The following is a 24470-nucleotide window of genomic DNA, read 5'->3' as shown; positions in this document are numbered from 1 at the left end:
AACATATCCCTCTTTTTCTGAAAAAATTTTGGTACTAAATATACTCCTTTATAGGATTGTGACGTACTATACTATCAACGAGTGAAGGCTCCAGACTCTGAGAACTCCGGGGAGGGGTCGGCACTCGTTACAGAACTGCACTCTCCAGTTCCGAAGGCAGCTTTTGCCCCCGAATTGAAAGCTGCCGGCAGGATTTGTGATAGTGGCAAGATCTGTGAATCACCAGAAGGAACAGGCCAGAATAGGGCAAAACACCCTTGCCCCAACCACAGCTACAGTTTGTCCAAAGACCGGCAGAGTCTTCCAGCCTTCGGACAGTTACATACACATTCATACCACACACACATACTCTCCAAAAAACGGGTATACGGTTCTCCACAAGCCGAACCTATGGCACGCGATAAGACTCATTAATCGCGTGCCTCACCTTTTCGTATCAAAATTGTTTTCTCAGTTTGTCTGAAAATATGACGAGCTTCCAACACATTATGTAAAAGGTTTTATACAGCGGAGTTCTATTTGTATATGGTTGTGAGAGTTCGGGAAAAATCCTGAAAAGATCACAACAGACAATGTTATTCGGCTACAAAGTCTGAATAATATTGAATCACGACTGCTACAGAGTCGTGATTTGTACAGAAAAGCAACATCACACAAGCAACCACCACACACAAGCATTCATTCATAGTCGGTATCCGATAATCCCCACACACAACGGATACCCCAATACTTTTTTTCAATGGTTTTTCTCCCACAGAAAAGCGGAGCACACGGAAATTCACCGAAAAATATCACTGAGAGGCGTGAACATCACAGAAATGAATTGTTTTCGGATTCCGTGTTGTTCACGTCTGCTCCGTGATGTTTTTTTTCAGTGTGTTCCGTTTTTCCGTGGGCGGTTCAAGATGAAAGATGTTAAACCAGACAAAGCGTAACTCCATTATTACTGGAGGTCCAATACTAACTCATCAATGTCATCCATCGCCGACTACTTCCCCTATCAGTCCTACCGCAACAACCAGAAAGAGATGCTGGAAGCGGTAGCAAAGACCGCTCGGGAAGGCGGCATTCTCATGGTGGATGCACCAACCGGAAGCGGCAAGTCAAGCGTGATCGCTCCCCTGCTTGCCGAGGCAAACGGCAAAAAAATTTTTGTTGCGGTCAGAACAATTTCGCAGCTGCAGATCTTCATCCGCGAACTTGAACTCATCAGGCAGAAGAAAAAGCGTGACCTCAAGTTCGTCTACTTGATCGGCAAAGGAAACATGTGTCCGTTAGGCGGGTACGGCGATGTCTACCGCAGATGCGAGGGAGTGAAAGCATTCTCGACCGCTCTCATGCAGGAGCGGGCAGACCGCGGTTCGATGGTTCCGTCAAAGGACAAGATGATCCTTGAACAAATTCGAAAGCAGGACCGCGATCATCCGATGATCTGTCCCTACTTTGTGAACAGCCGTGTATTTGTGCAGGGAGAGGACGGCGGGAGAAGACTCATCCCGTCTCCTGAGATGCGAACCAAAGCCGAGCGGGCACAGAAGGGTGTTGTCATGCCAGCCGATCTGCATGAGTTTGCCGGCAGCGTCTGTCCGTACGATCTGATGCTTTCTGCGGCTCGCGGGGCTGACGTGGTGATTCTCAACTATCATCACCTCTTCAACGACGATATTCGCGAACAGCTGTATGTGACTCTCCAATGCGAGCCAACGGACGTGATGATGCTTCTTGACGAAGCCCACAATCTCGGCGATGTGGTGCAGGGCATTCAGAGCATCCGTCTCAGCGAGACTGATATCGAAAATGCTTCGCATGAGCTCGCCTCGATCCGCGGAAAGGTTCGCGGGGCTGATGCGGTCCGTCATGTTCTGCCGAGAATTGCTGAGTTCATGAATGGACTGAGGCGGTCGAACGAGGTGGAGGACTGGTTTGATCCGACAATCTTTAACAGATTGTTAATCAAGGGTTCGCTCTACACGAAACTCGACGACATCTTAGATGATCTTTTGTCGATTAAGGAGACGCTTCGCGAGGCAAGTATTCAGAAGGCTGAGTACCGCGAGACGGCAATCGAACGGCTGTGCGAGTTTCTGTTCAGGATTTACCGGTCTTCATCCGACCCGGCATTTTTGACGGTTTATGTGAAAGACGGGGATGCGGTAAATCTTGAGGTGAGAAACATCGATCCGGCAAACCGGTTGCAGGAGATGGTTTCGATGCATGCGGCGACCGTTCTTATCAGCGGAACTCTTGCGCCGGTAGAGTCCTATCGGCGTTACTATTTCGGCGAGATGCCGGTTGGGACGTTGTCTCTGCCGAACTCGTTTCCAAAAGAGAATCGTCTGGTGCTCGGCAGCCGTGATATCACGACTGCATTTTCGCGGCGGCAGAACTCGGAAAATACGGCGGCTATCACCGCCTACATTCTTGCGTTCGCAAAGCTTCCCGGAAACATTGCGATATACTTCCCTTCGTACCAGTTGCAGTCGCAGTTTGCGAAGCTCTGTGATGGAAAAATTCGGTCAAAGCAGGTGTTCATCGAGCCACGCGAGACCGAGGAGGCGAACGCAGCACTCAAGGAGTTCATCAGCCTTCCGAGTCAGCGAAAGTCGGGCGTGATGTTTGCGGTCTGCGGAGGAAAATGGAGCGAGGGGCTTGACTACCGCGGCGATCAACTGACTGCGGCGATGGTGATTGGTCTTCCTCTGGCACCGTTTACACAAGTGAGGCGGATGGTGAACAGCTACTTTAAGCGAAAGTTTGGAAGCGAAGGAGAGTTCATCGCCTATACGCTTCCTGCGATGAACAAGGCATTGCAGGCGCTCGGCCGCGTTCTCCGAACCGAGACGGATCGCGGCGTGCTTATCTTAGGCGAGGAACGGTTTTTGGATCCTGAGATCTTTTCCGGACTTCCGCCCTGGATGAAGGCAGAGCTCAAAGAGTGCGACGCAGATACGTTGCCTGGAATTCTTGCGAAATGGAAGTGATGGGATGATGCAAACAGGTTCATGTAGCTTCGGGCTGTGGAAGGTTATTGTTTCATGGGAGGGAAATGTTGTGTATCAGGTGCAGTTCGTCAGAACCGCACCTGAGGGTCCGGTTCCCGTGCAGTTCACGAAGTTTCTCGCGGGCCGGGTTGATTCGTTTGATCCGCTTGTGTCCGCTGCGGTTTCCGGAGATAACGCGTATTCACGCGTGTATGCGGCGGTGTCGAAAATTCCTTACGGGGAGACGCGGACGTACCGCGAGGTTGCTCTTGTAGCTGATACACATCCACGGGTTGTCGGCAATGCGATGGCGAGAAATCCTACCTCACTGATCGTTCCCTGCCACCGCGTTACCGCATCTGACGGAACGCTCGGCGGCTTCACGCCTGATCTGCAGATCAAGAGGGATCTGCTGAAGATGGAGGGGAAGAAGAAAAGAGGGTGATGGGGAAAAATATTGCGTGAATGCGATAGTCTTGGTGATGGAGATCAAAGACTTTGCAAAAATCCTGTTCAATCGAATAAATATTAAGGGGTTATTGAACCTATTTTAATCACCCTGTTCGTACCCCAATTAGCAGGAGATATCATCATGTATAATGTCCCCTTACCATCACGATACACTGTCCCTATAGGATCAGATGTTGTAATGGATGTGGTTGCGCTATTCAGTGATTGTTCACTCTGGATTTTCTCTGGTGTAATATCCACTGGGATGAACGCACCACCACTACCAACCGTATTCATAAATTGACTTCTCTTATAACCTGCCTCCACGTTACCTTTCCAATATCCTGCACCAGTATCCTTAACATATACATACTCTCCATTTCCAAAGTCCAATAATGTCCCTTGAGAAACTGGCACTTGACTACCTTGTTCGGGTTCGATACTATATTGATAACCCCACTCCACTTTATTATCGAAAGCAATTGTCGGCCCCTCCACCACCTCTTCTACTCCCGAAAAAATCACATCCTGCATAAGCAGCACCTGCTCTGTTCCGTCAGCAAATGTTCCCCGCACCGAAAGTTCCGTCGAGTATGACTGCATCTCCTCAGCAGGCCTCGCAACCTTCTTCGCCGTGAACGGAACGCCGACCGGTGCAGAACCTGCCGTTCCGTTCCATACCTCAACAAACTCTCCAAGCGAAGAGCCGGCATCGATTACCTCGACCTTTACCAACTCAGGAAGATTTTTGCTGCTGTACAGTGTCACGACCGCATCATTCCCTGAATCTGCGGCACCCACCGTAACTCCGACGACATACCCTGACTGATTGCCTGCCATACCCATCACAGCGATTGCGACAATAGCAACGAGCACCACTGTTATCATCACGAGTAAGATCGTTCCAATCACCGGCGAAACCGCATTATCATTATTTTTGGCATTTATCAGCACCATATTTCACCGCCTATCTCCCTTTTAGTATGGTATTTTGGATTTCAGAAATAATATAATTATCTGCAAACCGAATCGTCTTTTGTTGGTAAAAACACTCTCAATATGGGGCTATTTGAGAGTATATCTCGATATATGTCCTAACATTTGAAAAATAACCTCGCATATCATGATTTCATAGATGTGATATCATCCCGTGTACTCGCGTGAAACATCCATCGAAGTTGAAGAAAGATGTCTGCTGAGTGGCGGGCGGATTTTTGTTTGAAAGGAAACACAAACCCCAGACACCACAAAAAAGATTGGGTCGGATTTTTTTCCGAAAAAATTTACCTGAAAAAATTATAGGTGTTTGAGATCTCTATCCTGTTCACTCGCCGGTGAGTCACCTCTTTTTTCTCAGAAAAATCAACGAAATATTTTCGTATTTTCCTCAAAACAAAAATTATTTTTTCGCTCGAAAAACTCCTGCCCCCAAACTCTGATATTTTTCTGGCGATTTCAGCGATACTAAAAAACGAACATTTATCTTAAATACCGATGATGATATAAATATAGTAGGTATCAGAGGTATGGTTGACAATAATACTACTGGCGGTTCAGACCGATACCGGAAACTATCCGGCGCTGGTGTCTCGGAACGATTATTTTCGTGGGGAAAAGTCCAATCCGAGATAGTATCTGCGGAAAATGAATATCTGGAAATTGCGAACTCACTTTCTTCGGCAAATAGAAATATCGATCAGCTCAAGTGCGAGAACGCAGCACTCACCGAAAAATATGAACAGGCAACCATCCAATTCATCCAATTGTCCGAGAAACTTGCTGGCGAAACAATCGCGCACCAGCTTCTCAAGGACAGCTACGAAGCTAACTCACAAAACTGGTCTGATGATGAAAAGATAAAAGAGTTGGAGATTCATAATCAGCATATCGAACTTGCAGCCAAAATGAGTGAGATCAGCAGGCTCGAAGCAGAGTTGGAGAGCTCTCTTACAAGATATCAGGAACTTGAAACACAGCTTGCCGAAAATAAAACTGAACTTGCGGAAATTGATGCCAAATACCATGTCTTAACCTCGGACTACGCCGGACTCGTCTGCGAGAAAAACGATAGTGTTGCAGCCTCCGAAGAAAATATTTCCCGCCTCACTCTGACCCACGAAAAAGAGATCGAAACACTCAACGCAGACTTCAACGAACGAAGCCGCTTGTTTGTTCCGACCATCCACGAACTCACGCGGACGGTGGACTCATGGAAGTACCAGCGTGAGTGCGACTTAACTGAAATTCACCGTCTCAAAACTGACCTTGACGAAAAATGTGCGGAGGCTGAGGAACTCAAAAGAGAACTCAGCGAACTGCATGACGTCAAAAGGCAGATGCTCAACGACATCAACCGGATAGGATTTGCATCAGTAAAGACCAACTTGGAAAACCAAACCAAGCAGGAACAACTCAAGGAACAGCAGGCCAAACTCTCCCGCGAGATCAGTCATCTCGAACAGACCAAACACTCGCTTGAGTCTGACCTTTGCGCAAAAAAGGATACGCTCTCCACCTACTCTGCCATCACTTCAGAAATTCTCGATGAATGGAAGGAGCATCCCCTGCGCACGAAGTCCGCCATCACTGATGCCGCAGGAACAGCGCCGGCAGAAGAGAAGTACGGATTCCTCGCGACAATCAGCGGTCACCATGTCGTGTTCGCACCCTTCGCCCCGAAGTCCTACGAAGAGCTGCGTGGTGCAGACGCCAAAGTCCGCGAGACTGCAAAGAAACTGGCAGCCGGCCTTGGCACCGCAAACTGCCGCAAAGAAGCGTTCATCGTTGTCCCGGACGAGTGCATGATGTATATTACGAAGACTTTGTATGCATCTCCGGCCTGTTCGGTCGAAGTGATCACCCCTTCACAAGTGATCGCAGCGGTCAGAACGGTTGCGCGGTTTGTGGTCTATGAAAAGACCCAGACCCGCTAACTCCCCTTTTTTCTGCTTGTTTTTCTATTGGGAAATGCGAATGTATTATCTGATAGGACACACATATATTTTCTTGATTAGATTATGAGCGATTCGGAAAATCTTGATACATTCTTCGGAAAGGTCCGCGATGCCGGTGTGGGGGCTCGCCTCTTCTCCTGGAAGAAGATCACTGCGGCAGCGGCAACCGCAGAGGAAGAGTATAAGGCCGTAACCGGCACTCTTTCGGAGACACAAGAGAGGCTTGCAGAGACAGAGTGTCTTGCTGCAGATCAGGAGGCTGAGATCAATGCGCTGACTCTTCGTCTGGAAGAAATAAAATCCATGAACGAGGATCTCCACAACGACGGAGACGCTCTTTCAGAGGAGAAGGATGTTCTGGAGAGCAAACTGTTCGAGATGACGAAGACTGCATCTGCGAATGCAAACTCTGCCGAACAGTGGAGGGCTGCGGAAGGTTCGCGTCAGGCTGAACTGCAGGCCTTGAACGATCAGTACACTGAACTTACCGGAAACTACAACTGCGTTGTCTCCGAACGCGACAGTCTTGCTACTGAACTTACCGCAGAACGCAATGCTCATCTGGCAGATAATGATCAGGCACGAATCTTCCGCGAGCAGTACCTCTCCCGCGAGGCAGAGATGGACGCTCTCAGGAAGGCAATCGATGCAGCGGTGAAGGAAAACTCTGCACGCCAGGAAGAGATCAATACACATGTGAGCGAGCGCGATGCAAAGTATGCGGCTCTTGCGACCGAGGCTGAGCGTCTGAACGCACTTTCGGCAAAACTTTCCGAGGAGAGAGCAGCAGCTGACTTAGCCGCACGCCAGGATATGGTGGAGGTCTTTGACGGTCATCATGCACATGTCGGCACCATTCTGGAAAAAGTCTGTGCTGACCTGAACCTTGGTCTGAAGACCGAGGCGACCTATCACGGCACTGGTCACCCTGATTTTGCGGTGCTGGTCAACAGCAGCTTTGTGTTCTTCAACACGGTGTCTCCTGCGTCCCCTGACGAGGTTGCATCCTTTGAGGGACGTGTTGCAGCAGAAGCTGCCGAGCTGTTCGAGTCAGCAAAAGAGGACGGCGTCCGCGGCGAGGCATATCTTGTGGTGCCGAACCTTGTTGCATCCAAGCTGACCGAGTTTGTGTATGAGTCTACACGCTGCACAGTATTTGTGGTTACGCCTGAGGCGCTTGAAGCGGTTGTTCGCACACTTCACAGAATTGAGGAGTACGAGTTCGCCCGCCAGATTACTCCGTTCGAGCTGAATCAGATCTGCCAGTTTATCGGTGAGTTGAGCCATGCAGCGAAGAGAAAGATTGTGCTTGACACTTACTTCAGCAATGAGATGCTGGAGCTTCTGCAGAAGGCCGAGAATCTGCCGACCGATGTAGCAGCAGATATTGCCGAGTACGAGCATACCGCACGGATGAACCCGCCGGCAGAGCGTGACGCAACTGTCCTGACGGTTCCGTCGCTTTCGGCGAAGGTGCAGAAGCTTGAGAAGGCTATGCTTGCCAGAGCAGCAGCCGATGCAGTTGATGCTCCGGAAGATGCTGAAGAAGCAGAAGAACAGTAATACTATTCATCTCTCATAATCACTTTTTTTTGTTTGTTTCTATCCTTGGTCTCATTTTGAGTAACCACGGAATGCACGGAAATGTCACGGAGCTTCACGGAAAAAAATGAAATGCACGGAGAACGCCTGCGGCGCCGGAATGCACGGAAAGATTTCCGAGATAATTTATTTTATTTACTCTAAAAATATGAAAAATATATTTCCGTGCATTCCGGCGCCGCAGGCGTTCTCCGTGCATTTTTCAGTGAAACTCTGTGTGTTCTGTGCATTCCGTGGTTATTCAAAGCGAGGACGTGGACAAAAAAAATTCCCACAAAAAAAGAAAAAAAATATTTACAAAAGATTTGCCAGAGCACGTCCGAAGCGTGGAACGAAATCCTTCTTCCGCGACACAACGCCCTCAAGATGCATCGGTTTTCTGCCCCAGTGCATCTTCATCATCGTCGACTCATCCGCAACCGCAAACATATCAGAACCCATCTCTGACACACTCGTATACAGCGCAATATAGATATCAGGAGCATTCGACTCATGCATCTTCATCTGCAGAGCCGCATAAATCTCCTCAGACTGATTCTGTGCATACTCATACGAAGGCGTCAGAATCTGAGCAACAATCACCCGCTTGCCGGAAAGACTGTACTCCTTCGTATCGCGGTCAAGCAGCTCGTTTTGGGACACACCCGACAGCGACATACCTTCTGCAATCAGCTCCTGAGCATAAGCTGTTGGATCCACATCAGCAATTTTTGCGAGGAAAGAGACAGCATCCTCATCAAGTTTCGTCGACGTCGACATCTTCAGCCCAAGGGTATCAGAAAGAATTCCTGACAGAAGAGCACCCGCAACCCCTTTCTCCGGCTCAATCCCTGACTCCATAAATCTCCTGGTCACAATCGTTGAGGTTGAACCAACCGGCTCAAGATCAAAACGGATCGGCTGCAAGGTTGCCATTGCCCCAAGGCGGTGATGATCAATGATCTCAATAATATCAGCAGTCTCAATTCCCTCGACCGCCTGGCTGTACTCATTGTGATCCAGAAGAATCACCGACTTCTCCACATCATCCATCAACGAGTTGCGCGAGATCGTGCTGATCAGTTTGCCGTTCTCATCCAGAACACAAGCCGTGCGATACTTCGAGTTGGAAACGAGTTCCTTCACATACTCAAGCGTGTCGCCCATATGAACGGTTGGCACATCGGTCGCCATGATCATCTCTGCGGGGAGAGTCAGGTGAATCGTCTTTGCAACACCAAACGCATCAACATCGGTCGAGAGGACCGTCACTCCTCTGGCCTCGGCAGCCGTAAGCACACGGTCGCCGACCGGTGCCGAGTCAGCGATTATCAGAGCCGCGATTCCTGCGGATACCAGAGCAAGCTGGGTAGGCTCGTCGTCACCGACTATGGCGATATCTTTTGCAGTGATGCGGGAGAGAATCACATGCAGCGCATCGATTGAGATGTAGACCGAACCTTCGAGGACATCATGCTTGCGGACGCGGATGTCTGCTGAGAGAATCCGTGCGAGAGTCTCGACTGGCATCGGCGACATAACCAGATTTTCCCGCTTGATTGTGCTGACATAAGCGTGGGCAAGACCGTGCTCACTGACAAGACCGATCAGTTTTCCTGCGGCATCGGTGATCGGCAGATTTCGCAGATCATTTGCGTCCATTGTTTCGATGACGTCGATTGTCGGTGTGTTCGCGGTCGCACTCTGGGAGTAGGTGACCGGAATGTCAGCGACAGAAGGCTCAACATTCAGGATAAGTTCCGGAGCCTCAACGCCAAATTTCTCTAGGGCAAACCTGGACTCGGCGTTGAGATCACCGCAGCGGGCGGCGATGTACTGGCCGCCGCCCAGTGTATTGAGATATGCGGCGTAACCTATAACACTGCAGATACTGTCGGTGTCAGGGTGTCGGTGGCCGATTACATAGATGGTTTTCACAGTTTTCACAGCTGTCTCCTGTTGGTGATTGGAATTGTGGTATATATTTGAACGGAAGCAGTGATAGTTATTGTGCCCGCGGCAGGTTGCCTGCACTGCCTCTCCGCATAATGTTCATATACCCCAAAAATGGTTTCTGACAAATGCTTATGTTGTCTGAATTCTCACTTGTATGACACATGCATAAGGAAGAGCTTATCGAACTGCACCAGATATTTTTCGATATAAAGGAGTACTTTGAGTCGATCAATCCGGATCTGAAATTCCCCCAATATACTGCACTGAAGATCCAGCCTGACCAGATCAATCGCAGCAAGCTTGAGCACAAATATGCAATTTTTATCCTTGGTTCTGAACTTGCGGCGTCGATGAAGGAGTTTGAGACGATTTCTTCCCGCGGTATTCCAACACGTATGAAGGAGCTTGCGGAGAAGACGTTGAAAGAGATGGAATCCGAACGCGAACATTCGTAATGATGTGTTGAAACGCGAATAGCACGAATAGCGCGAATAAAAAATCGCCAATGGCGATTTTTCAAAAAAATAGTCATCGCATTTCGGAATGGAAATTTTTTTTCCAAAAATAAGTAATTATAATAAATTCTCAAAAATCGCCATTGGCGATTTTTTATTCTGCGAAGCGATGAGCACGACGAAACGGCGTGTGATTCGCGTTTTAAATTTTTCAGCACTTCCCGAGTTTATCCTGTTCGACCAGATACTCGGCAAGCAGTCTGGGGATGGGGGCTGTCATGCAGTGCCAGTTCGGGGTTCCGTTGACTTCGAGGACGGTGTAGCCTCCGTCTTCAAGCGGCAGAAGATCGACGCCGCAGTAGTCGATGCCGACAGCACGTGCGGCAGCTTCTGCTGCCGCACGCATGTCGACTGGGATTTCTACTGCTGTGCCGCAACCACCCTGATGGATGTTGTGAGTCAGGTGATCGGACTCGCGTTTGATTGCGCCGACAGCTTTGTTTCCTATGACGAAGATGCGGAAATCGCGGTCGTTTTTGACGTACTCCTGTACATAGTAGGGAGCTGTCTCAGTGATCTGATCAACTGAGTTGAAGAGATAGATGCCGTTTCCATCAAATCCGTAAATTGGTTTGTAGACTGCTTTGCCGTCATGGGCCGCGAGAAAATCGGCGACGACTTTTTTGTCGTTCGTGAAGCAGGTGTCAGGGCTTGGCGCTCCGGCATTGATCAGCATGGCGGTTGTAGTTACTTTGCTTGCACAGGTAGCGATTGCCTCAGGAGAGTTGATGACGCGGTTGGTGAGTTCGAGCGCCTTGAGGAGTTCAAACTGTACGCCGTCCTGCTTAATGCCGCATGCCCAGATGGTTTCGCCGTCGACCGGCAAGTTGAAGGGGTCAACCGAGGCAAGGTTGAGAACTTCAAAGGGGACATTCATCCGCTTGAGTTCCGCCATCACCATGCCGGTCGAGTTATCGGTCGGGGTATCGGTGGGTTTGGGAATTATATGAATCATTGCCACTTCTGTATGCCCGCCCAAATCATAAGGATTTCTTTTGGAATTCAAATTTTGGTCTCGTTTGGAGTAACCACGGAAAACACTGAACACACGGAGCACCACAGAAAAAAACACAGAATACCGCTTCGCTTATGGAAAACACGGAAAGCCTAAGAGTACGGGTATGTGTAGTTGGTCACTGTTTTGAGACGCCAACTTCCTTAGGCTTTCTGTGTTTTCCGGCGCCGCAGGCGTTCTCCGTGTTTTTTTCCGTGGAATTCCGTGGTTACTCCAAGGAAAACCACCTACAGAAAATTCCCGCAGACCGAATCAAACAACCATTTATTGCCGGACCCCCAACTACATAGCACGGAAATATTCATGGAAAAAACCCTCTACATAAATAATATCGCGGACGGAACCGAAGTAAAATCGCTATTCCTGATTAAGCGGGCGGATCTCCGCAACAAACACGGCGAACAGTTTCTCTACATGACACTCGCTGACCGGACGGGAACGATCGAGTGCAAAGCCTATGGCACAAACGTCGTCGAAGCCGCACGTGCGGTAAAAACCGGAGCTGTCTACGCAGTAAACGGCGTTGGTAAAGCAAAACAGACCGGCGATATTTACGTACACTCAGAATCAACACAGACACTGGAATCACTCACGGGCCAGCCGGTTACTCTGATGAACGGACAGGCAACTGACTTCATCTTTACGCCGGCTGACATCAAAGGCAACGCAGCCGAGCTGCAGAAACTGGTCGCAAGTATCATCAACGGAGACCTCAGACTCTTCGTCGCCTGCTGTCTGGATCAGAGATTCTACGAATGCCCCGCAGCAATCCGCCGCCATCATGAATACACCGGCGGACTCTGCGAGCACTCGCTTGAGACCGCAAAGATTGCCCTGAATCTGGTTGAAACAATGCCGAGAACCGAGATCAACCGCGACATGGTCATCGCCGGAGCGGTTCTGCATGACATCGGAAAAATATTCTGCTTCGACAAAGTCGGCTACGGCTACGTGCCAAACGACACCTACAACTTAATCGAACACATCACCATGGGCATCATGTTCATCGATGAGTACAAAAATCTCATCTCCGAGTCGCAGCTCTTACAGCTCCGCCACATCATCCAGTCCCATCACGGCATCTACGGCGATGTCGTGCCGCTCACTGCTGAAGCATGGCTCGTCAATCAGGCGGACGGAGCAAGCTCCATGCTCAGGAGCATTGTAGACGACCTCGCCGAAACACCGAAAGGCCAGAAAAAGAAAGGTCTCCGCAGTGAAAAGTTCCTCTGGAAAGCAGTCTAACCCCTCCTTTTTTTCAAAATGCCGGATAGGGAGGGAAAAATACTCCCATATACCGCGTCATTATATGATCCAACCGGTCACCTCATCCGGCCAGGGTTTTTTCGGACGATGAAATACCCTTCCCGAAATTTTAAGAGCCTTATTTGCCCTCTATGAAGGTCCATGAAATGCGACATATATCCTGCCAATAAATCGGATATTTTCATCAAATTATGAAAATATCCGCATCACACAACCGTAGTGCGGCACTGACTGGAAAAATGATTCCGGGATCATCTCATGCACCTTTCAGATGCCCGGACGCCCACGCCGCAACACAATAAATATTACTCACACTCATTTCGATTTGAATTGAACACAAATAAATAGTTGTTATACCAATTAATTTTAATGCACATTATGGAAGGGTATCTCCCCATCGAATGGTGTGTGCTGTGGGCTGTGCTCTCAGCACCTTGTGTCATCTATGGTCTGTGGAGGATGAAACAGATGATACAGCAGGACAGACGCGTTCTTCCTCTGATGGCGGTCTGCGGTGCATTTGTTTTCGTACTCTCTGCACTCAAGATTCCGTCAGTTACCGGAAGCTGTTCCCATCCAACGGGAACCGGTCTGTCCGCTGCATTCTTCGGTCCATGGATCACGTCGGTTCTTGGAACCATCGTACTGGTATTTCAGGCAATTCTTCTCGCGCACGGCGGTCTTACGACGCTTGGCGCAAATGTGTTCTCGATGGCAATCGCAGGACCGTTTGTTGCATGGCTCGTGTTCGTGGCTTTGAGAAAAAGCAAAGTCGGTCTTGGTCTTGCGGTGTTCGTGACCGCGGCTGTTGCAAACCTTGTGACCTACACGGTTACCTCTCTGCAGCTTGCCCTTGCGTTCCCTGCTGACGGCAGCATTCTTTCGGCATTCATTGCGTTTGCGGCAATCTTTGCAGTCACGCAGATTCCGCTCGCAATCATTGAGGGTATCATCTGCGGTCTTGTGGCAAAGTACATCGTCCGCGTGAAGCCTGACATTCTGAAGAAGCTCGGCATCATTGGTGATGACGAGATAGCAAAGATTCAGGGTGAGGCAGCATGAACCGGGCGACGATTGAAATTATTCTCGGCATTGCAGTCATCGTCATCTTTGTTATCGGCACTCTTCTGCTGATCCCTTCCGGCGCTGAAGGAGAAGAAGGCTGGGGTGGAGCTGACGGCGGAGCTGCGGATATGATTGACGAGAGCGGGTATGAGCCCTGGTTCAATCCAATCTGGGAGCCGCCAAGCGGAGAGATTGAGTCGCTGTTCTTCTGTGTGCAGGCGGCTATCGGAGCGGTTATTGTGGGCTACTTCTTCGGATACTGGAGAGGGGCGAAGGGCAGAAAAGATGATGAGTAAGTAAAAAATCGTGTGGACATTATGTTCTTGTGGGGATTTGGACATCCCCGAATCTATTTTTATCACACTAATTTTAGATATTATTATCCCAATAGAAAATTACATTATAAATACTGAGGCAATATATCAATGATATTTGGTGAATTACTCATCGTATTACTCATTCTTCTTCTCATAAGCTGTGGCTGTATCTGGATTGTTATTCACAGAAAAAGAAAATTGTCAGCTGAACGAGAGAGACTAACTAAAGAAATACGACAGGATGTGATCTATCACGAGATGCATACATCCACTGCTGATTTTTATTCTCAGCTGGATATTCTCAAGAAAAATTTCATTGCTCACCAAGATGTCCTAAATTTACAGAACAGATTTCAAAATGTCTGCTCATATTTTGATCATCTTCCGAAGTGGTACTCATTTGAGAAAAATGAAAAAACATTTCTTGATACCTACTCACATTTACAATCATACGTCGACGACTGGAACCAAGAATTCATCAAAAAAGAATTGGATGCCACGAAGATATTTTTTGATGACATTGATGGAAAATCCTTGGATATTCAACAACGTACGGTTGCCGTAACGGATGAAGACAATATCCTCGTCATTGCCGGTGCAGGTACTGGAAAAACACTTACAATCTGCGGAAAAGTACGATATCTTATTGAGAAAAAACAGATCAATCCTAACGAAATTCTTCTCATATCCTATACCAATAAAGCAACGGAGGAGCTAAGGAATCGTGTATCTCGAGGAATGGATGTTTCAATCGACGCAAAAACCTTTCATAAACTGGGATTGAGTCTGATTACTACATCTAAAGGATATCAGCCCCGTGTTGCGGAAGAATATTTGTTAAAATCATGTATTCAGCAGTATTTCAAATCACTCGGAGAAAATCCCTCACAGATCGCAACGATTATGACATATTTCGGTAGTTATCTGAATATTCCTACCGAATTCAAAGACTGTCAGAACATGTCGGATGTAACTGCCGTGTGTCAAAATCTTCAACTTGAAACATTGCGATCTAAAGCTGAATCTTATATAGACAAAGTTCAGCAGGAAGACCGCATTACGCACGCTTTCGAGAAAGTGAAAAGTTTTGAGGAGTTGGTAATTGCAAATTATCTGTTTTTGCATGGGATACGATATGAGTACGAGCGACCATATCCCTTCAGTACAGATGATCCTCTGAAAAAAACTTATCAGCCGGATTTTTACTTGCCAGATTATGATCTGTATCTTGAACATTTTGGTATCTCGGCTGATGGTTCTGTTCCTTGGTTATCACCGGAGAAAGAGAGAGAATACAAACTCGGAATTGACTGGAAGCGTGAGATTCACAAAAAACATGGCACTATATTGCTTGAAACATATTCCTATTATCAAAAGGATGGTATTCTTTTAGAAAAACTGGAGGAGTTGCTTTGTTCTCATGATATCATATTCCAAACATGTGATCTTACCAAAATGTACACCGCATGGCTGGAACACAAGTATATGCACGGTTATTTTGATTTTTTGAATCTGATTGCCGAATTTATTACATTGTACAAATCCAACGGATATACCAACAATCCATCCTCCACCTTCAGAAAAGATCTTTCGTCGAACCCTTATCTTCGTGAAAGAGAGAGACTGTTTCTTGATATTGTTTCGCCGATATTTACCAGATATCAGGATCAGTTAAAAACCGATAATCTGATTGATTTTGCGGATATGATCAATCAAGCTGCAGCTGCTGTGACATCAGGCCATCTTACCCTCCCCTATCGATACATCATAGTTGATGAGTTTCAGGATATTTCAGTTGGTAGATTCAGACTTATTCAGGCAATTCGTGACAAAACACAGGCAAAAGTAGTCTGTGTGGGGGATGACTGGCAATCGATTTATCGGTTTGCTGGATCTGATATTGGGCTCTTTACTAATTTTGCAAAATATTTTGGATATACTGCTACATTAAAAATTGAAAAGACCTACCGCAATTCCCAAGAGTTAGTAAATTCTGCCGGAAAATTTGTGATGACAAATCCTGAACAGTTGAAAAAGGATCTACGCTCTGCATCCCATCACGTTCATCCAATCAGGATTGTGTCATATCAAAAATCCCCAGCAGAGGCGCTGAAAGATATTGTTAAAGATATTGTCACAAAGTTTGGTGAAGAGGCAACGATAATGGTTCTGGGAAGGACAAACAGTGACATTGAACGCGATGGTTTATGCATATTTGGTACAGGATTTTCCCTGAAAAAAATCAGAACTTCTGATCATAATCAGGTATTTGTGGTTTCTGAAAAGTATCCTAAACTTGTTGTGGAATTTTTAACTGCTCATCGTTCCAAGGGATTGGAGGCAGATAATGTTATCATACTGAATCTGGAAAACAATATATTAGGATTCCCAAATAAGATTGCAGACGATCCGATTCTTCGACTGGTCCTCACGCAGAAAGATGGATATCTGTATGGGGAGGAGAGGAGGTTGTTTTATGTTGCTCTTACCAGAACACGAAACAACGTGTATCTCCCAGTACCAGAGCAAAACTCAAAAGTTTCGATATTCGTTAACGAATTACTAAAACAGGACACAGATAATATTATTTTTTGTCCCAAGACTACATTCTCCGCCGAACAACAGGTGTTCTGTCCGAAATGTGGCTCCTTGATGTCTCTCCGGCATGGTAAATTTGGAGAATTTTATGGCTGCAGCCGCTATCCAGAATGTCATGGGACACGGAGCAAAAATACGTCACAGAAAAAATAGTATTGAATTTTTTGTTGTAGTCTGAATGCAGTTTTCCCAAATTATTTTCGTAAGATTCGACACACAATATGATGCATTTATGTCCCCTCATCTCATCTCCGAGTTCCGTCAGCGTTTTGCCAGTTCAGGCATGACGCCTGATCTCGTCCGCGACTTTCAGGACGAAGTGATGGAGTTCTACGAGGCAAAGGGACGCCATGAGATGGAGTGGCGACTGCATTTTGATCCGTACCGAATTGTGGTATCTGAAGTCATGCTCCAGCAGACGCAGGTGCCGCGAGTTGAAACGATGTATCCGAAGTTCATCGAGAGGTTTCCAAACTTCGCCGCACTCGCAGCAGCTCCGCAGGCCGAGCTGCTTGCCGCATGGCAGGGAATGGGCTACAACAGCCGTGCTCTGCGGCTGCAAAAACTCGCACGTCAGGTAACAGATGAGTACGGCGGCGTTTTGCCGGAGGATCCGGAACTGCTGGAAAAACTTCCGGGAATTGGTCCTGCCACCTCCTGCTCGATTGCGGCATTTGCCTTCAACCGCCCGGTGGTGTTTATCGAGACCAACATCCGCCGTGTCTTCATCCACTACTTCTTCGCTGACGATGCGGTCGTGGATGACCGAGATATTCTTCCGCTTGCTACCGCATGCCTTCTGATGAATCGCTCCCGCGAGTGGTACTGGGCATTGATGGATCTTGGAACAGCCCTAAAATCCTCAGTGCCGAATCCGAACCGGAGGAGTCGCCAGTACGTGAAGCAGTCAGCCTTTGAAGGCTCTGACCGACAGGTGAGGGGTGCGGTTCTTCGAATGCTTCTTGCGGGCGATGGAAAAAATATTGAAGAGATTGCGTGTGCGGTGGGAAAGTCGGGTGAGCGGGTTGAAAAAATTCTTGACGAGATGTGTGGTGAAGGATTTTTTGTTCGGGAAGAGAACGGAGAGTATCGGATGCGGCGGTAAAATTATTTCTGATGAAAAAAATAATTTTTGTTGAGAAAAATTTTCGACACGTCATTTTGCTCCAATAAAACTTACGCGATGTGGTTCTGTGACATGTGGTTTTGTTTGAAATAACCACAGAATGCACGGAGTACACAGAGCTTCACTGAATAAAATGCACGGAGAACGCCTGCGGCGCCGGAATGCACGGAAAGATTTCCGAGAAAATTAATTCCTTTTTACTCTCTCAAAATATGAAAAATATATTCCGTGCATTCCCGCGAAGCGGTGAGCAGGCCAAAGGCATGCGTCACGTGGTTACTCCTTGTGAGGCCAAGAACAGAAAAATATCAGGCATCGCAATACTAATCTCCCTCCCGCGTCAACGTTTCTATCAACAAGGAGATGTCATGACTAACCTTCCTATCCTCAACTTCCTCCTCGATCACGCTGAAAAACAGACCGTATCCTTTCACATGCCGGGGCACAAAGGCTCCGCAATCTACCAACGATTCGGCTTTGAGCCCTTCCTTCAAAAAATCATGGACTGCGACATCACCGAAATTCCTGGCGCAGACAACCTCTTTCAGACCGAAGGAATCCTCAAAACCGCACAGAAAAACTACGCAAACCTCTACGGAGTAAAAAGATCCTACCTCCTCATAAACGGAACAAGCGGCGGCGTAATCGCCGCCATCATGGCATCAGTTCCCAAAGGAAAAAAACTGATCATGGCCAGAAACTCCCACAAAGCCATCTTCAACGCACTCGTGCTTGCTGACATCCAGCCGGTATATGCATACCCGGAAATCATTCACGAGTACGGCATCTCAGGAGAAATCACCGCACACGAGATCGAACGCTGCATCAGAGAAAATCCTGAAGCAGAAGCAGTCATCCTCCCCTCCCCCAACTACTACGGCATCTGCTCTGACATCCGTGCAATCGCAGACGTCGTCTACTCTCATGGAAAAATCCTCATTATCGATCAGGCGCATGGCGCCCATCTCAAATTCTTCCAGGACGCAGGTTTCACCGACATGCCGAAATCTGCCGAAGAAGAAGGAGCAGACATCGTCATTAACTCGGTCCACAAAACGCTCGCCTCCTTCACCCAGAGTGCAGTCCTCAACCTCAACTCAGACCGCGTTGACCGCTACACCCTCGAAGACAAACTTCAGATGATCCAGTCAACCAGCCCCTCCTACCTCCTCATGGCCTCGCTTGACATCAACGCCGCAATTCTCAACCAGCACAAAGATCAGCTGATGCAGGAGTGGCATGACGCCCTCCTCTACTTCTACCAAGAAGCAGGAAAAATTCCTGGGCTTGTTGTGATCGGCAACCCCTTCGATACCAAAGAACCGATCAACCTCGATATCACCAAACTCAACCTTGACATGAGCAACGCAGGACTCGATGCCGCAGAGCTCGAACAGCTCCTCATCGAAAAAGGAATCTACGCAGAACTCACTACCGGCAACATCCTCATGTGCATGACCGGCATCGGCAACACCAGACAACACATGGAACGGCTTATTGCCGCTCTCGCGGCAATAAGCCGCGAACATGCAGGCGCAGCCCGCACGCCAAAAAAATCCGTGAACGCTGTGTTCGAAGAAAAACTCGAACTCTTCCCAATTCCCCAAAACAAAGAACGCATTCCACTCGAGAAAAGTGCCGGTAGAATCTGTGCCTCCTCCATCATCCCCTACCCGCCCGGCATCCCGTTCGTTTGTCCCGGAGAAAAACTCACCGAACAAGTCATAATTTACATCAAAAACCTCCGTGAGTCCGGCGAAAAAGTGATTGGTGTCAATGAACTCGGCGAAGTCATGGTAGGAAAATAATTTTTCTTTTTTTCATGCGCGAGAAAAATCTGAAAATTTTTTCCCCCGGAAACCATTTAACCCCCCCCGGGTCATGGATGGGGAATTGGAGTTTTCAGGGGGGTATTTGAAGTCCAAGAATAACGTCCGAAAGTCCATAAATCAGGCCATAGGCCTTTATTTCAATGGACACCTTTAAGCCGTGAGGGGGGTAACATGATAATGTAATCTCGGCGCAGTGAATTCTGCAGAGTAAGATTGCCTGTAAATTCATACTATCCTATACAACAAGTGGGGGTGTGGTCTATGGGTCAGAGAAACACAAACGACGTCTTAATGGAACCAACGGTATTCGAAACCTTCGAAAGCAACGTGAGATCGTACTGCAGAAAATATCCGGTTATTTTCTCGAAAGCCAAAGGGTCAGTACTGATCGATCAGAGTGGAAGAGAATACATTGATTTCCTCTGTGGAGCAGGAAGCTGCAATTATGGTCATAATAATGACTATATCAAGGGAAAAGTTGTTGAATATTTAATGGGAGACGGACTTCTCCATGGTCTTGATATGTACTCGATCGCAAAAGGCGAGTTCATCGACTGTCTGGAGAGAGAGATTCTCATCCCGCGGGGATTTGACTATAAGGTTCTGTTCCCGGGACCGACCGGCACGAATGCTGTCGAGGTCGCACTGAAGATTGCGAGGAAAGTCAAAGGCAGATCAAATGTGCTTGCCTTAATGGGCGGCTTCCATGGTATGTCGCTTGGCTCGCTTGCGTTGACGACCGAGAGGTCGGCACGTGATGCCTGCGGTGTCTCACTCGGCAATGTGACGCATGTTCCGCATCCGTCGATGATGCCGGGATTTGATACGATCGCCTACATCGATATGCTGCTGAGCGATGACCACAGCGGTGTGGACAAGCCGGCTGCGATCATTGTTGAGTCGGTGCAGGGAGAGGGCGGCATTAATATTGTGTCGAACGAGTGGCTCCGCGATATGCGGGCGCTGTGCGATAAGCATGATATGCTCTTAATCCTTGATGAGATTCAGACCGGCTGCGGCAGAACAGGTTCGTTCTTCTCGTTCGAGCGGGCAGATATTATCCCTGATATTGTGGTGATGGCGAAGTCTCTCGGCGGTATTGGTATGCCGTGTTCGATTGCTCTCGTGAAGCCTGAGTATGATGTTCTTCTGCCGGGCGAGCACAACGGGACGTTCCGCGGGTTCCAGCTGGCGTTTGTTGCGGGAAAAGCAGCAATCGAGTACATGATGGAGCACAATCTTGAGGCCGAGACGGTTCGCAAGGGAAGAATTGTTGAGGAGTATCTGGCAGCACGCCTGCGGCAGATTGATCCTTCTCTGACGTTCCGCGGTCTTGGTCTGATGTGGGGTATTGATTTCGGGTCATATCCGTGCGGAACCACGCAGCAGATCAGAAAGGCATGCTTTGAGAATGGTCTGATTCTTGAGCTGTCAGGCCGCGAGGATACGGTGGTGAAGATTATGCCACCTCTGGTTATCGAGGATGAGCAGCTTGTTCAGGGCCTTGAGATGCTGATGAAGGTCATCGCAGAGACGGTGAATCCGGCAGGAATGGTTCCAGCCCCGCAGAGTGATATGATAAAACCGGTCGTCTGAGTTTGTAAGGGGACTCTGACCCGTTTCTTTTTTTTTTGAAAAAAAAATCATCCAAAAATAATTTTGCAAAAAGATCTTCAATAAAAAATATTTCAAAAAATCCCTTCTCTCACACTGCCTTGCCCATCTCGTACGCCTGCCCCATAGCCGGCAGTTTCTTGATGTCGCCAACTTCCCATGCTCCGGTACCATAAATCACACCCATCTCCTTTGACTCAGGCAGACAGTCTGCAAAACCGCGGAAGCACTCAATCGTCCGCTGCATATTTGCAACCTCTGTATCCGCAGCAGTCACCATAAAGTAGAGCTCTTTCCCGCGAACCTCAGTGAATCGTGCATACACACGATCGATCAGCGTCTTCATCTGGGCATTCAGCGTGTAGAAGTAGACCGGACTTGCAAGAACAATCACATCAGAAGAAACAAGTTTCTCCAAAATCTCCGCCATATCATCATCCTGAATACACTCGCCCGCATTCGTCTGGCAGTAATCACATGCAGTACAGAACCCGATTTTTTTATCACACAAAAAGATCTTCTCTGCAGAATGTCCAGCCTCTCTTGCACCGCGAACAAACTCATCACACAAAACATCCGAATTTCCGCCTTTCCGCGGAGTTGCCGAAATAACCAGAACCTGTTTCATACCATCAGCTCCGACGCACCAAAAAAATCGGCGCATCTTCTGAAGTATACTTTTTGCAGGTATGTCACATATAGATGGTAGGAACATATTTGTCTTATTCACACACAAATGATACTAATGGACCATAACCCTCCAAACGCCAAAAAACAAAAATACATCTGTGGAATCGACGCAGCCCTTGACATCATCGGAGGGAAATGGAAAGCCCACATACTCTACGCCCTAATGGACGGAACCCTCAGATACAGCCAGATACAGCCGGCCCTTCCAAGAAAAATCACCCAGAGAATGCTCACCAAAGAACTCAGAGACCTTGAAAAAAGCGGACTTGTCACCAGAACCGTCTACCCTGAGATCCCTCCCAAAGTAGAATACTCACTCACCGACAAAGGCAGATCAATCATGCCCATCCTCGACCAGCTCTGTACCTGGGGAGGAGAAAACATCACCGAAGAAATCGAGATCATCTGTAGTTGAACGCATTTCCCATTATTTTTCATGAAAAGCCTAAGAGTTATGGGTATGGGTATAGGTCATCGCTTTGAGATCCCAGTTTCCTTAGCCTTTCCGTGCATTCCGGCGCCGCAGGCGTTCTCCGTGCATTCAGTGAAGCTCCGTGTAATTCTGTGCATTCCGTGGTTATTCCAAGCGAGACCACACACAAAAATTTCCAAATACAAACACAATTGACTCCATCCCTCGCCACCCGGCGAGCACACACCTTAATTGCATGAACATTCTATTATAATAGATGCAGATCCAAACCGGACCTGCCAGACCCCATCGTATGGGGAGGTGTGTATGAACAAATTGCTGAACACAAACCTCACGGAGGAGATAGTCCCGTGACCAAAAAAAGCATCATCCCATTCATCTCGGCTACTATCGCCGCGTTTATCATCTATCTTGTACTATCTGTCGGCTCCGCAGGCCCTACCAACTCAATCCTGCTCTGGTCAGTACCCGAACTTGTCATCGGGCTAATTCTTTCGATTATTACCGGGCTGCTATGTCTCAAACTATGGCAGGGCAAACGCTACGCCATGGCCAACCCGCTTCGCTGGCTACTGCTTGCAGTCTATATCATTCCGTTTGTAATCGAACTGATTATCGCCAACCTCACCGTTGCCTGGAAGATCATCACCCTCAGAAACATCAGACCCGGAATTGTCAAACTCACTCCCGGACTCAGCACTGATGCCGGAGCACTCCTGCTCTCAACCTCCATCACCTTCCAGCCCGGAACCGCCACGGTTGACGTCAACGAAGAAACCCGTGAACTCTACATTCACTGCCTTGACATCGGAGACGACGCAAAAGAAACCCGCGAGCCCGGCAAAATCTTTGCCAAACTCGACCTCGTCAAATGGATTCGGAGGATCACCGAATGATCGACATTGACATCTTCATGATAGCAGCTATCATCTTCGTCCTCCTCATCTTCGCATGCGGAGTCCGGATGTGGCTCGGCCCGACCAACGCGGATCGGATGCTTGCCCTCGACGTCATCAACGCACTCGTTGTCATCATCATGATCATCCTCTCGATCCGGTTCGCCCAGCCCGGCTTCATCGACGTTGCAATCATCTATGCCCTGCTGTCCTTTGTTGGAACACTCTATGTCGCAAAACTCATCAGAGGTGACCTCGAATGATTGACGAACTCATCATCCTCTTCGTCGTAATATCCGTAATCTTCAGTGTACTTGGCGTCATCGGACTCTTCCGGTTCCCCGACTTCTACACAAGAATACATGCTGCTGGCCTTGTCGGAAGCTTCGGCCTCCTCTTCGCAGGACTTGGCGTACTTCTCTACGCATACACCTTGTATGCCGCAGGAGACGACGCATGGTTCAACTACGGAGCACACGTACTGCTTGCTTTAATCATCGTTGTTGTCACCGCAGCAACCTCGACTCATGCAATCGCCCGCAGTGCATACCGCTCGGGCAACACCCCGAAACTCCTTCAGATTGACGCACTCAAGAAAGACGAGTCCAAACTCAACGCACAAAAGGAGGCACGCAAATGATCGAACTCTTCCCTGCAAGCTACGTCATCTTACACATTCTCTTCCTTGCAGCAATGATTCTCTGTGCGGTTGCCGTCTTCTTCCTCAAAGACCTCATCGCAGCAGCAATCGCATTTGCAGCATTCAGTTTCCTTCTGGCTCTGGAGTTCTTCATCCTGCAGGCACCTGATGTTGCAATCGCAGAAGCTGCCATTGGTGCAGGAATCTCGACTGCAATTCTCATCATCGCCATCCGTGGAACAACCCGTGAGGAGAGTGAATAACATGGCACGTTGTTCAGTACCTCCAAAGCTGACCATCTTCCTCATCATCGCAGTAACACTGATCCTGCTCCTGCCGGCGTTCGGCCTCTCATTCGGCCACCCGCTTACTTCGAACACGGATCAGTACTACATCGATCACACGCAGGTTGACACAGGTTCAAACAATGCGGTCACCGCAATCGTCTTCGACTTCCGTGGATTTGACACGCTTGGCGAAGCAACCGTTCTCTTCATCGCCGTCTTAGGCGTATCAATGTTCTTCAGGAGGAGACACTAAC

General features: G+C 48.2%; 22 protein-coding genes. 18 read left to right on the top strand and 4 right to left on the bottom strand.

The features are described 5' to 3' along the window. Positions 1 to 971 precede the first annotated feature (971 nt). Together McpCs1_RS04535 and McpCs1_RS04530 are read left to right on the top strand one after the other, a co-directional pair. Positions 972 to 2981 carry an ATP-dependent DNA helicase gene (locus McpCs1_RS04535; RefSeq protein WP_338096074.1) on the top strand — a complete coding sequence of 670 codons (2010 nt, stop codon included), beginning with the start codon at positions 972 to 974 and terminating at the stop codon, positions 2979 to 2981. 4 nt (positions 2982 to 2985) lie between these two features. Beyond that, positions 2986 to 3426, top strand: coding sequence for a methylated-DNA--[protein]-cysteine S-methyltransferase (locus McpCs1_RS04530; protein WP_338096073.1), 441 nt, complete (start codon positions 2986 to 2988; stop codon positions 3424 to 3426). Positions 3427 to 3509: 83 nt separating this feature from the next. On the opposite strand, the gene McpCs1_RS04525 is transcribed toward McpCs1_RS04530, so the two are convergent. After that, positions 3510 to 4388 (bottom strand): type IV pilin domain-containing protein, encoded by an 879-nt coding sequence (locus McpCs1_RS04525; protein ID WP_338096072.1) that lies wholly within the window; start codon positions 4386 to 4388, stop codon positions 3510 to 3512. A gap of 569 nt (positions 4389 to 4957) precedes the next feature. Between McpCs1_RS04525 and McpCs1_RS04520 the strand changes: the two genes are divergently transcribed. Both McpCs1_RS04520 and McpCs1_RS04515 read left to right on the top strand, forming a co-directional pair. Continuing rightward, positions 4958 to 6364, top strand: a complete 1407-nt coding sequence (locus McpCs1_RS04520; protein WP_338096071.1) for an AAA family ATPase — start codon at positions 4958 to 4960, stop codon at positions 6362 to 6364. An 84-nt stretch (positions 6365 to 6448) separates the two neighbouring features. Next, positions 6449 to 7948, top strand: a complete 1500-nt coding sequence (locus McpCs1_RS04515; RefSeq protein WP_338096070.1) for a coiled-coil domain-containing protein — start codon at positions 6449 to 6451, stop codon at positions 7946 to 7948. Between the two features lie 333 nt (positions 7949 to 8281). Here McpCs1_RS04515 and McpCs1_RS04510 read toward each other — a convergent pair whose 3' ends face one another. Further along, positions 8282 to 9913 (bottom strand): putative manganese-dependent inorganic diphosphatase, encoded by a 1632-nt coding sequence (locus McpCs1_RS04510; protein ID WP_338096069.1) that lies wholly within the window; start codon positions 9911 to 9913, stop codon positions 8282 to 8284. A 170-nt stretch (positions 9914 to 10083) separates the two neighbouring features. Between McpCs1_RS04510 and McpCs1_RS04505 the strand changes: the two genes are divergently transcribed. Further along, positions 10084 to 10377, top strand: a complete 294-nt coding sequence (locus tag McpCs1_RS04505; protein ID WP_338096068.1) for a UPF0058 family protein — start codon at positions 10084 to 10086, stop codon at positions 10375 to 10377. Between the two features lie 211 nt (positions 10378 to 10588). Here the strand turns inward: McpCs1_RS04505 and McpCs1_RS04500 are convergent, their stop codons facing one another. Continuing rightward, a complete protein-coding gene (locus McpCs1_RS04500; RefSeq protein WP_338096067.1) occupies positions 10589 to 11392 on the bottom strand; it encodes an ATP-grasp domain-containing protein in 804 nt (267 codons plus the stop codon). A 363-nt stretch (positions 11393 to 11755) separates the two neighbouring features. On the opposite strand from McpCs1_RS04500, the gene McpCs1_RS04495 reads away from it, so the two are divergent. The 7 genes from McpCs1_RS04495 (at position 11756) to McpCs1_RS04465 (ending at position 21252) form a co-directional block, all read left to right on the top strand. Further along, positions 11756 to 12697 (top strand): HD domain-containing protein, encoded by a 942-nt coding sequence (locus McpCs1_RS04495; protein WP_338096066.1) that lies wholly within the window; start codon positions 11756 to 11758, stop codon positions 12695 to 12697. 390 nt (positions 12698 to 13087) lie between these two features. Further along, entirely contained in the window at positions 13088 to 13780 is a 693-nt protein-coding gene (locus tag McpCs1_RS04490; RefSeq protein ID WP_338096065.1) for an energy-coupling factor ABC transporter permease, read from the top strand. Continuing rightward, on the top strand, positions 13777 to 14079 hold the full coding sequence (locus tag McpCs1_RS04485) for an energy-coupling factor ABC transporter substrate-binding protein (RefSeq protein WP_338096064.1): 303 nt from the start codon (positions 13777 to 13779) through the stop codon (positions 14077 to 14079). Before McpCs1_RS04490 ends, McpCs1_RS04485 begins: the two co-directional genes overlap by 4 nt. A gap of 219 nt (positions 14080 to 14298) precedes the next feature. Then, a complete protein-coding gene (locus McpCs1_RS04480) occupies positions 14299 to 16851 on the top strand; it encodes a UvrD-helicase domain-containing protein (protein ID WP_338096063.1) in 2553 nt (850 codons plus the stop codon). 79 nt (positions 16852 to 16930) lie between these two features. After that, a complete protein-coding gene (locus tag McpCs1_RS04475; protein ID WP_338096062.1) occupies positions 16931 to 17803 on the top strand; it encodes an A/G-specific adenine glycosylase in 873 nt (290 codons plus the stop codon). Between the two features lie 389 nt (positions 17804 to 18192). After that, complete coding sequence (locus tag McpCs1_RS04470; RefSeq protein WP_338096061.1) at positions 18193 to 19632, top strand: aminotransferase class I/II-fold pyridoxal phosphate-dependent enzyme; 1440 nt, start codon at positions 18193 to 18195, stop codon at positions 19630 to 19632. Positions 19633 to 19917: 285 nt separating this feature from the next. Continuing rightward, positions 19918 to 21252 (top strand): aspartate aminotransferase family protein, encoded by a 1335-nt coding sequence (locus tag McpCs1_RS04465; RefSeq protein ID WP_338096060.1) that lies wholly within the window; start codon positions 19918 to 19920, stop codon positions 21250 to 21252. A 109-nt stretch (positions 21253 to 21361) separates the two neighbouring features. Here McpCs1_RS04465 and McpCs1_RS04460 read toward each other — a convergent pair whose 3' ends face one another. Next, positions 21362 to 21898, bottom strand: coding sequence for a flavodoxin family protein (locus tag McpCs1_RS04460; RefSeq protein WP_338096059.1), 537 nt, complete (start codon positions 21896 to 21898; stop codon positions 21362 to 21364). 117 nt (positions 21899 to 22015) lie between these two features. Between McpCs1_RS04460 and McpCs1_RS04455 the strand changes: the two genes are divergently transcribed. From McpCs1_RS04455 to mbhE, 6 genes are all read left to right on the top strand, one after another. After that, a complete protein-coding gene (locus McpCs1_RS04455) occupies positions 22016 to 22375 on the top strand; it encodes a winged helix-turn-helix transcriptional regulator (protein WP_338096058.1) in 360 nt (119 codons plus the stop codon). Between the two features lie 368 nt (positions 22376 to 22743). Continuing rightward, entirely contained in the window at positions 22744 to 23289 is a 546-nt protein-coding gene (locus tag McpCs1_RS04450) for a Na+/H+ antiporter subunit E (RefSeq protein WP_338096057.1), read from the top strand. Next, a complete protein-coding gene (locus tag McpCs1_RS04445; RefSeq protein ID WP_338096056.1) occupies positions 23286 to 23552 on the top strand; it encodes a cation:proton antiporter in 267 nt (88 codons plus the stop codon). The genes McpCs1_RS04450 and McpCs1_RS04445 overlap by 4 nt, the downstream gene beginning before the upstream one ends. Continuing rightward, positions 23549 to 23929 (top strand): monovalent cation/H(+) antiporter subunit G, encoded by a 381-nt coding sequence (gene mnhG / locus McpCs1_RS04440; protein ID WP_338096055.1) that lies wholly within the window; start codon positions 23549 to 23551, stop codon positions 23927 to 23929. Before McpCs1_RS04445 ends, mnhG begins: the two co-directional genes overlap by 4 nt. Beyond that, positions 23926 to 24192 (top strand): hydrogenase subunit MbhD domain-containing protein, encoded by a 267-nt coding sequence (locus tag McpCs1_RS04435; RefSeq protein ID WP_338096054.1) that lies wholly within the window; start codon positions 23926 to 23928, stop codon positions 24190 to 24192. The genes mnhG and McpCs1_RS04435 overlap by 4 nt, the downstream gene beginning before the upstream one ends. A gap of 1 nt (position 24193) precedes the next feature. Beyond that, positions 24194 to 24469: a hydrogen gas-evolving membrane-bound hydrogenase subunit E gene (gene mbhE, locus McpCs1_RS04430; RefSeq protein WP_338096053.1), complete on the top strand. Its 276-nt coding sequence runs from the start codon at positions 24194 to 24196 to the stop codon at positions 24467 to 24469. Position 24470 lies beyond the last annotated feature (1 nt).

The sequence above is a fragment of the Methanorbis rubei genome (assembly GCF_032714495.1).
In the GTDB taxonomy this organism is placed as follows: domain Archaea; phylum Halobacteriota; class Methanomicrobia; order Methanomicrobiales; family Methanocorpusculaceae; genus Methanocorpusculum; species Methanocorpusculum rubei.
The sequence above is the reverse complement of the archived record's forward strand: the minus strand, read 5'-3'. Positions and strand labels throughout refer to the sequence as shown.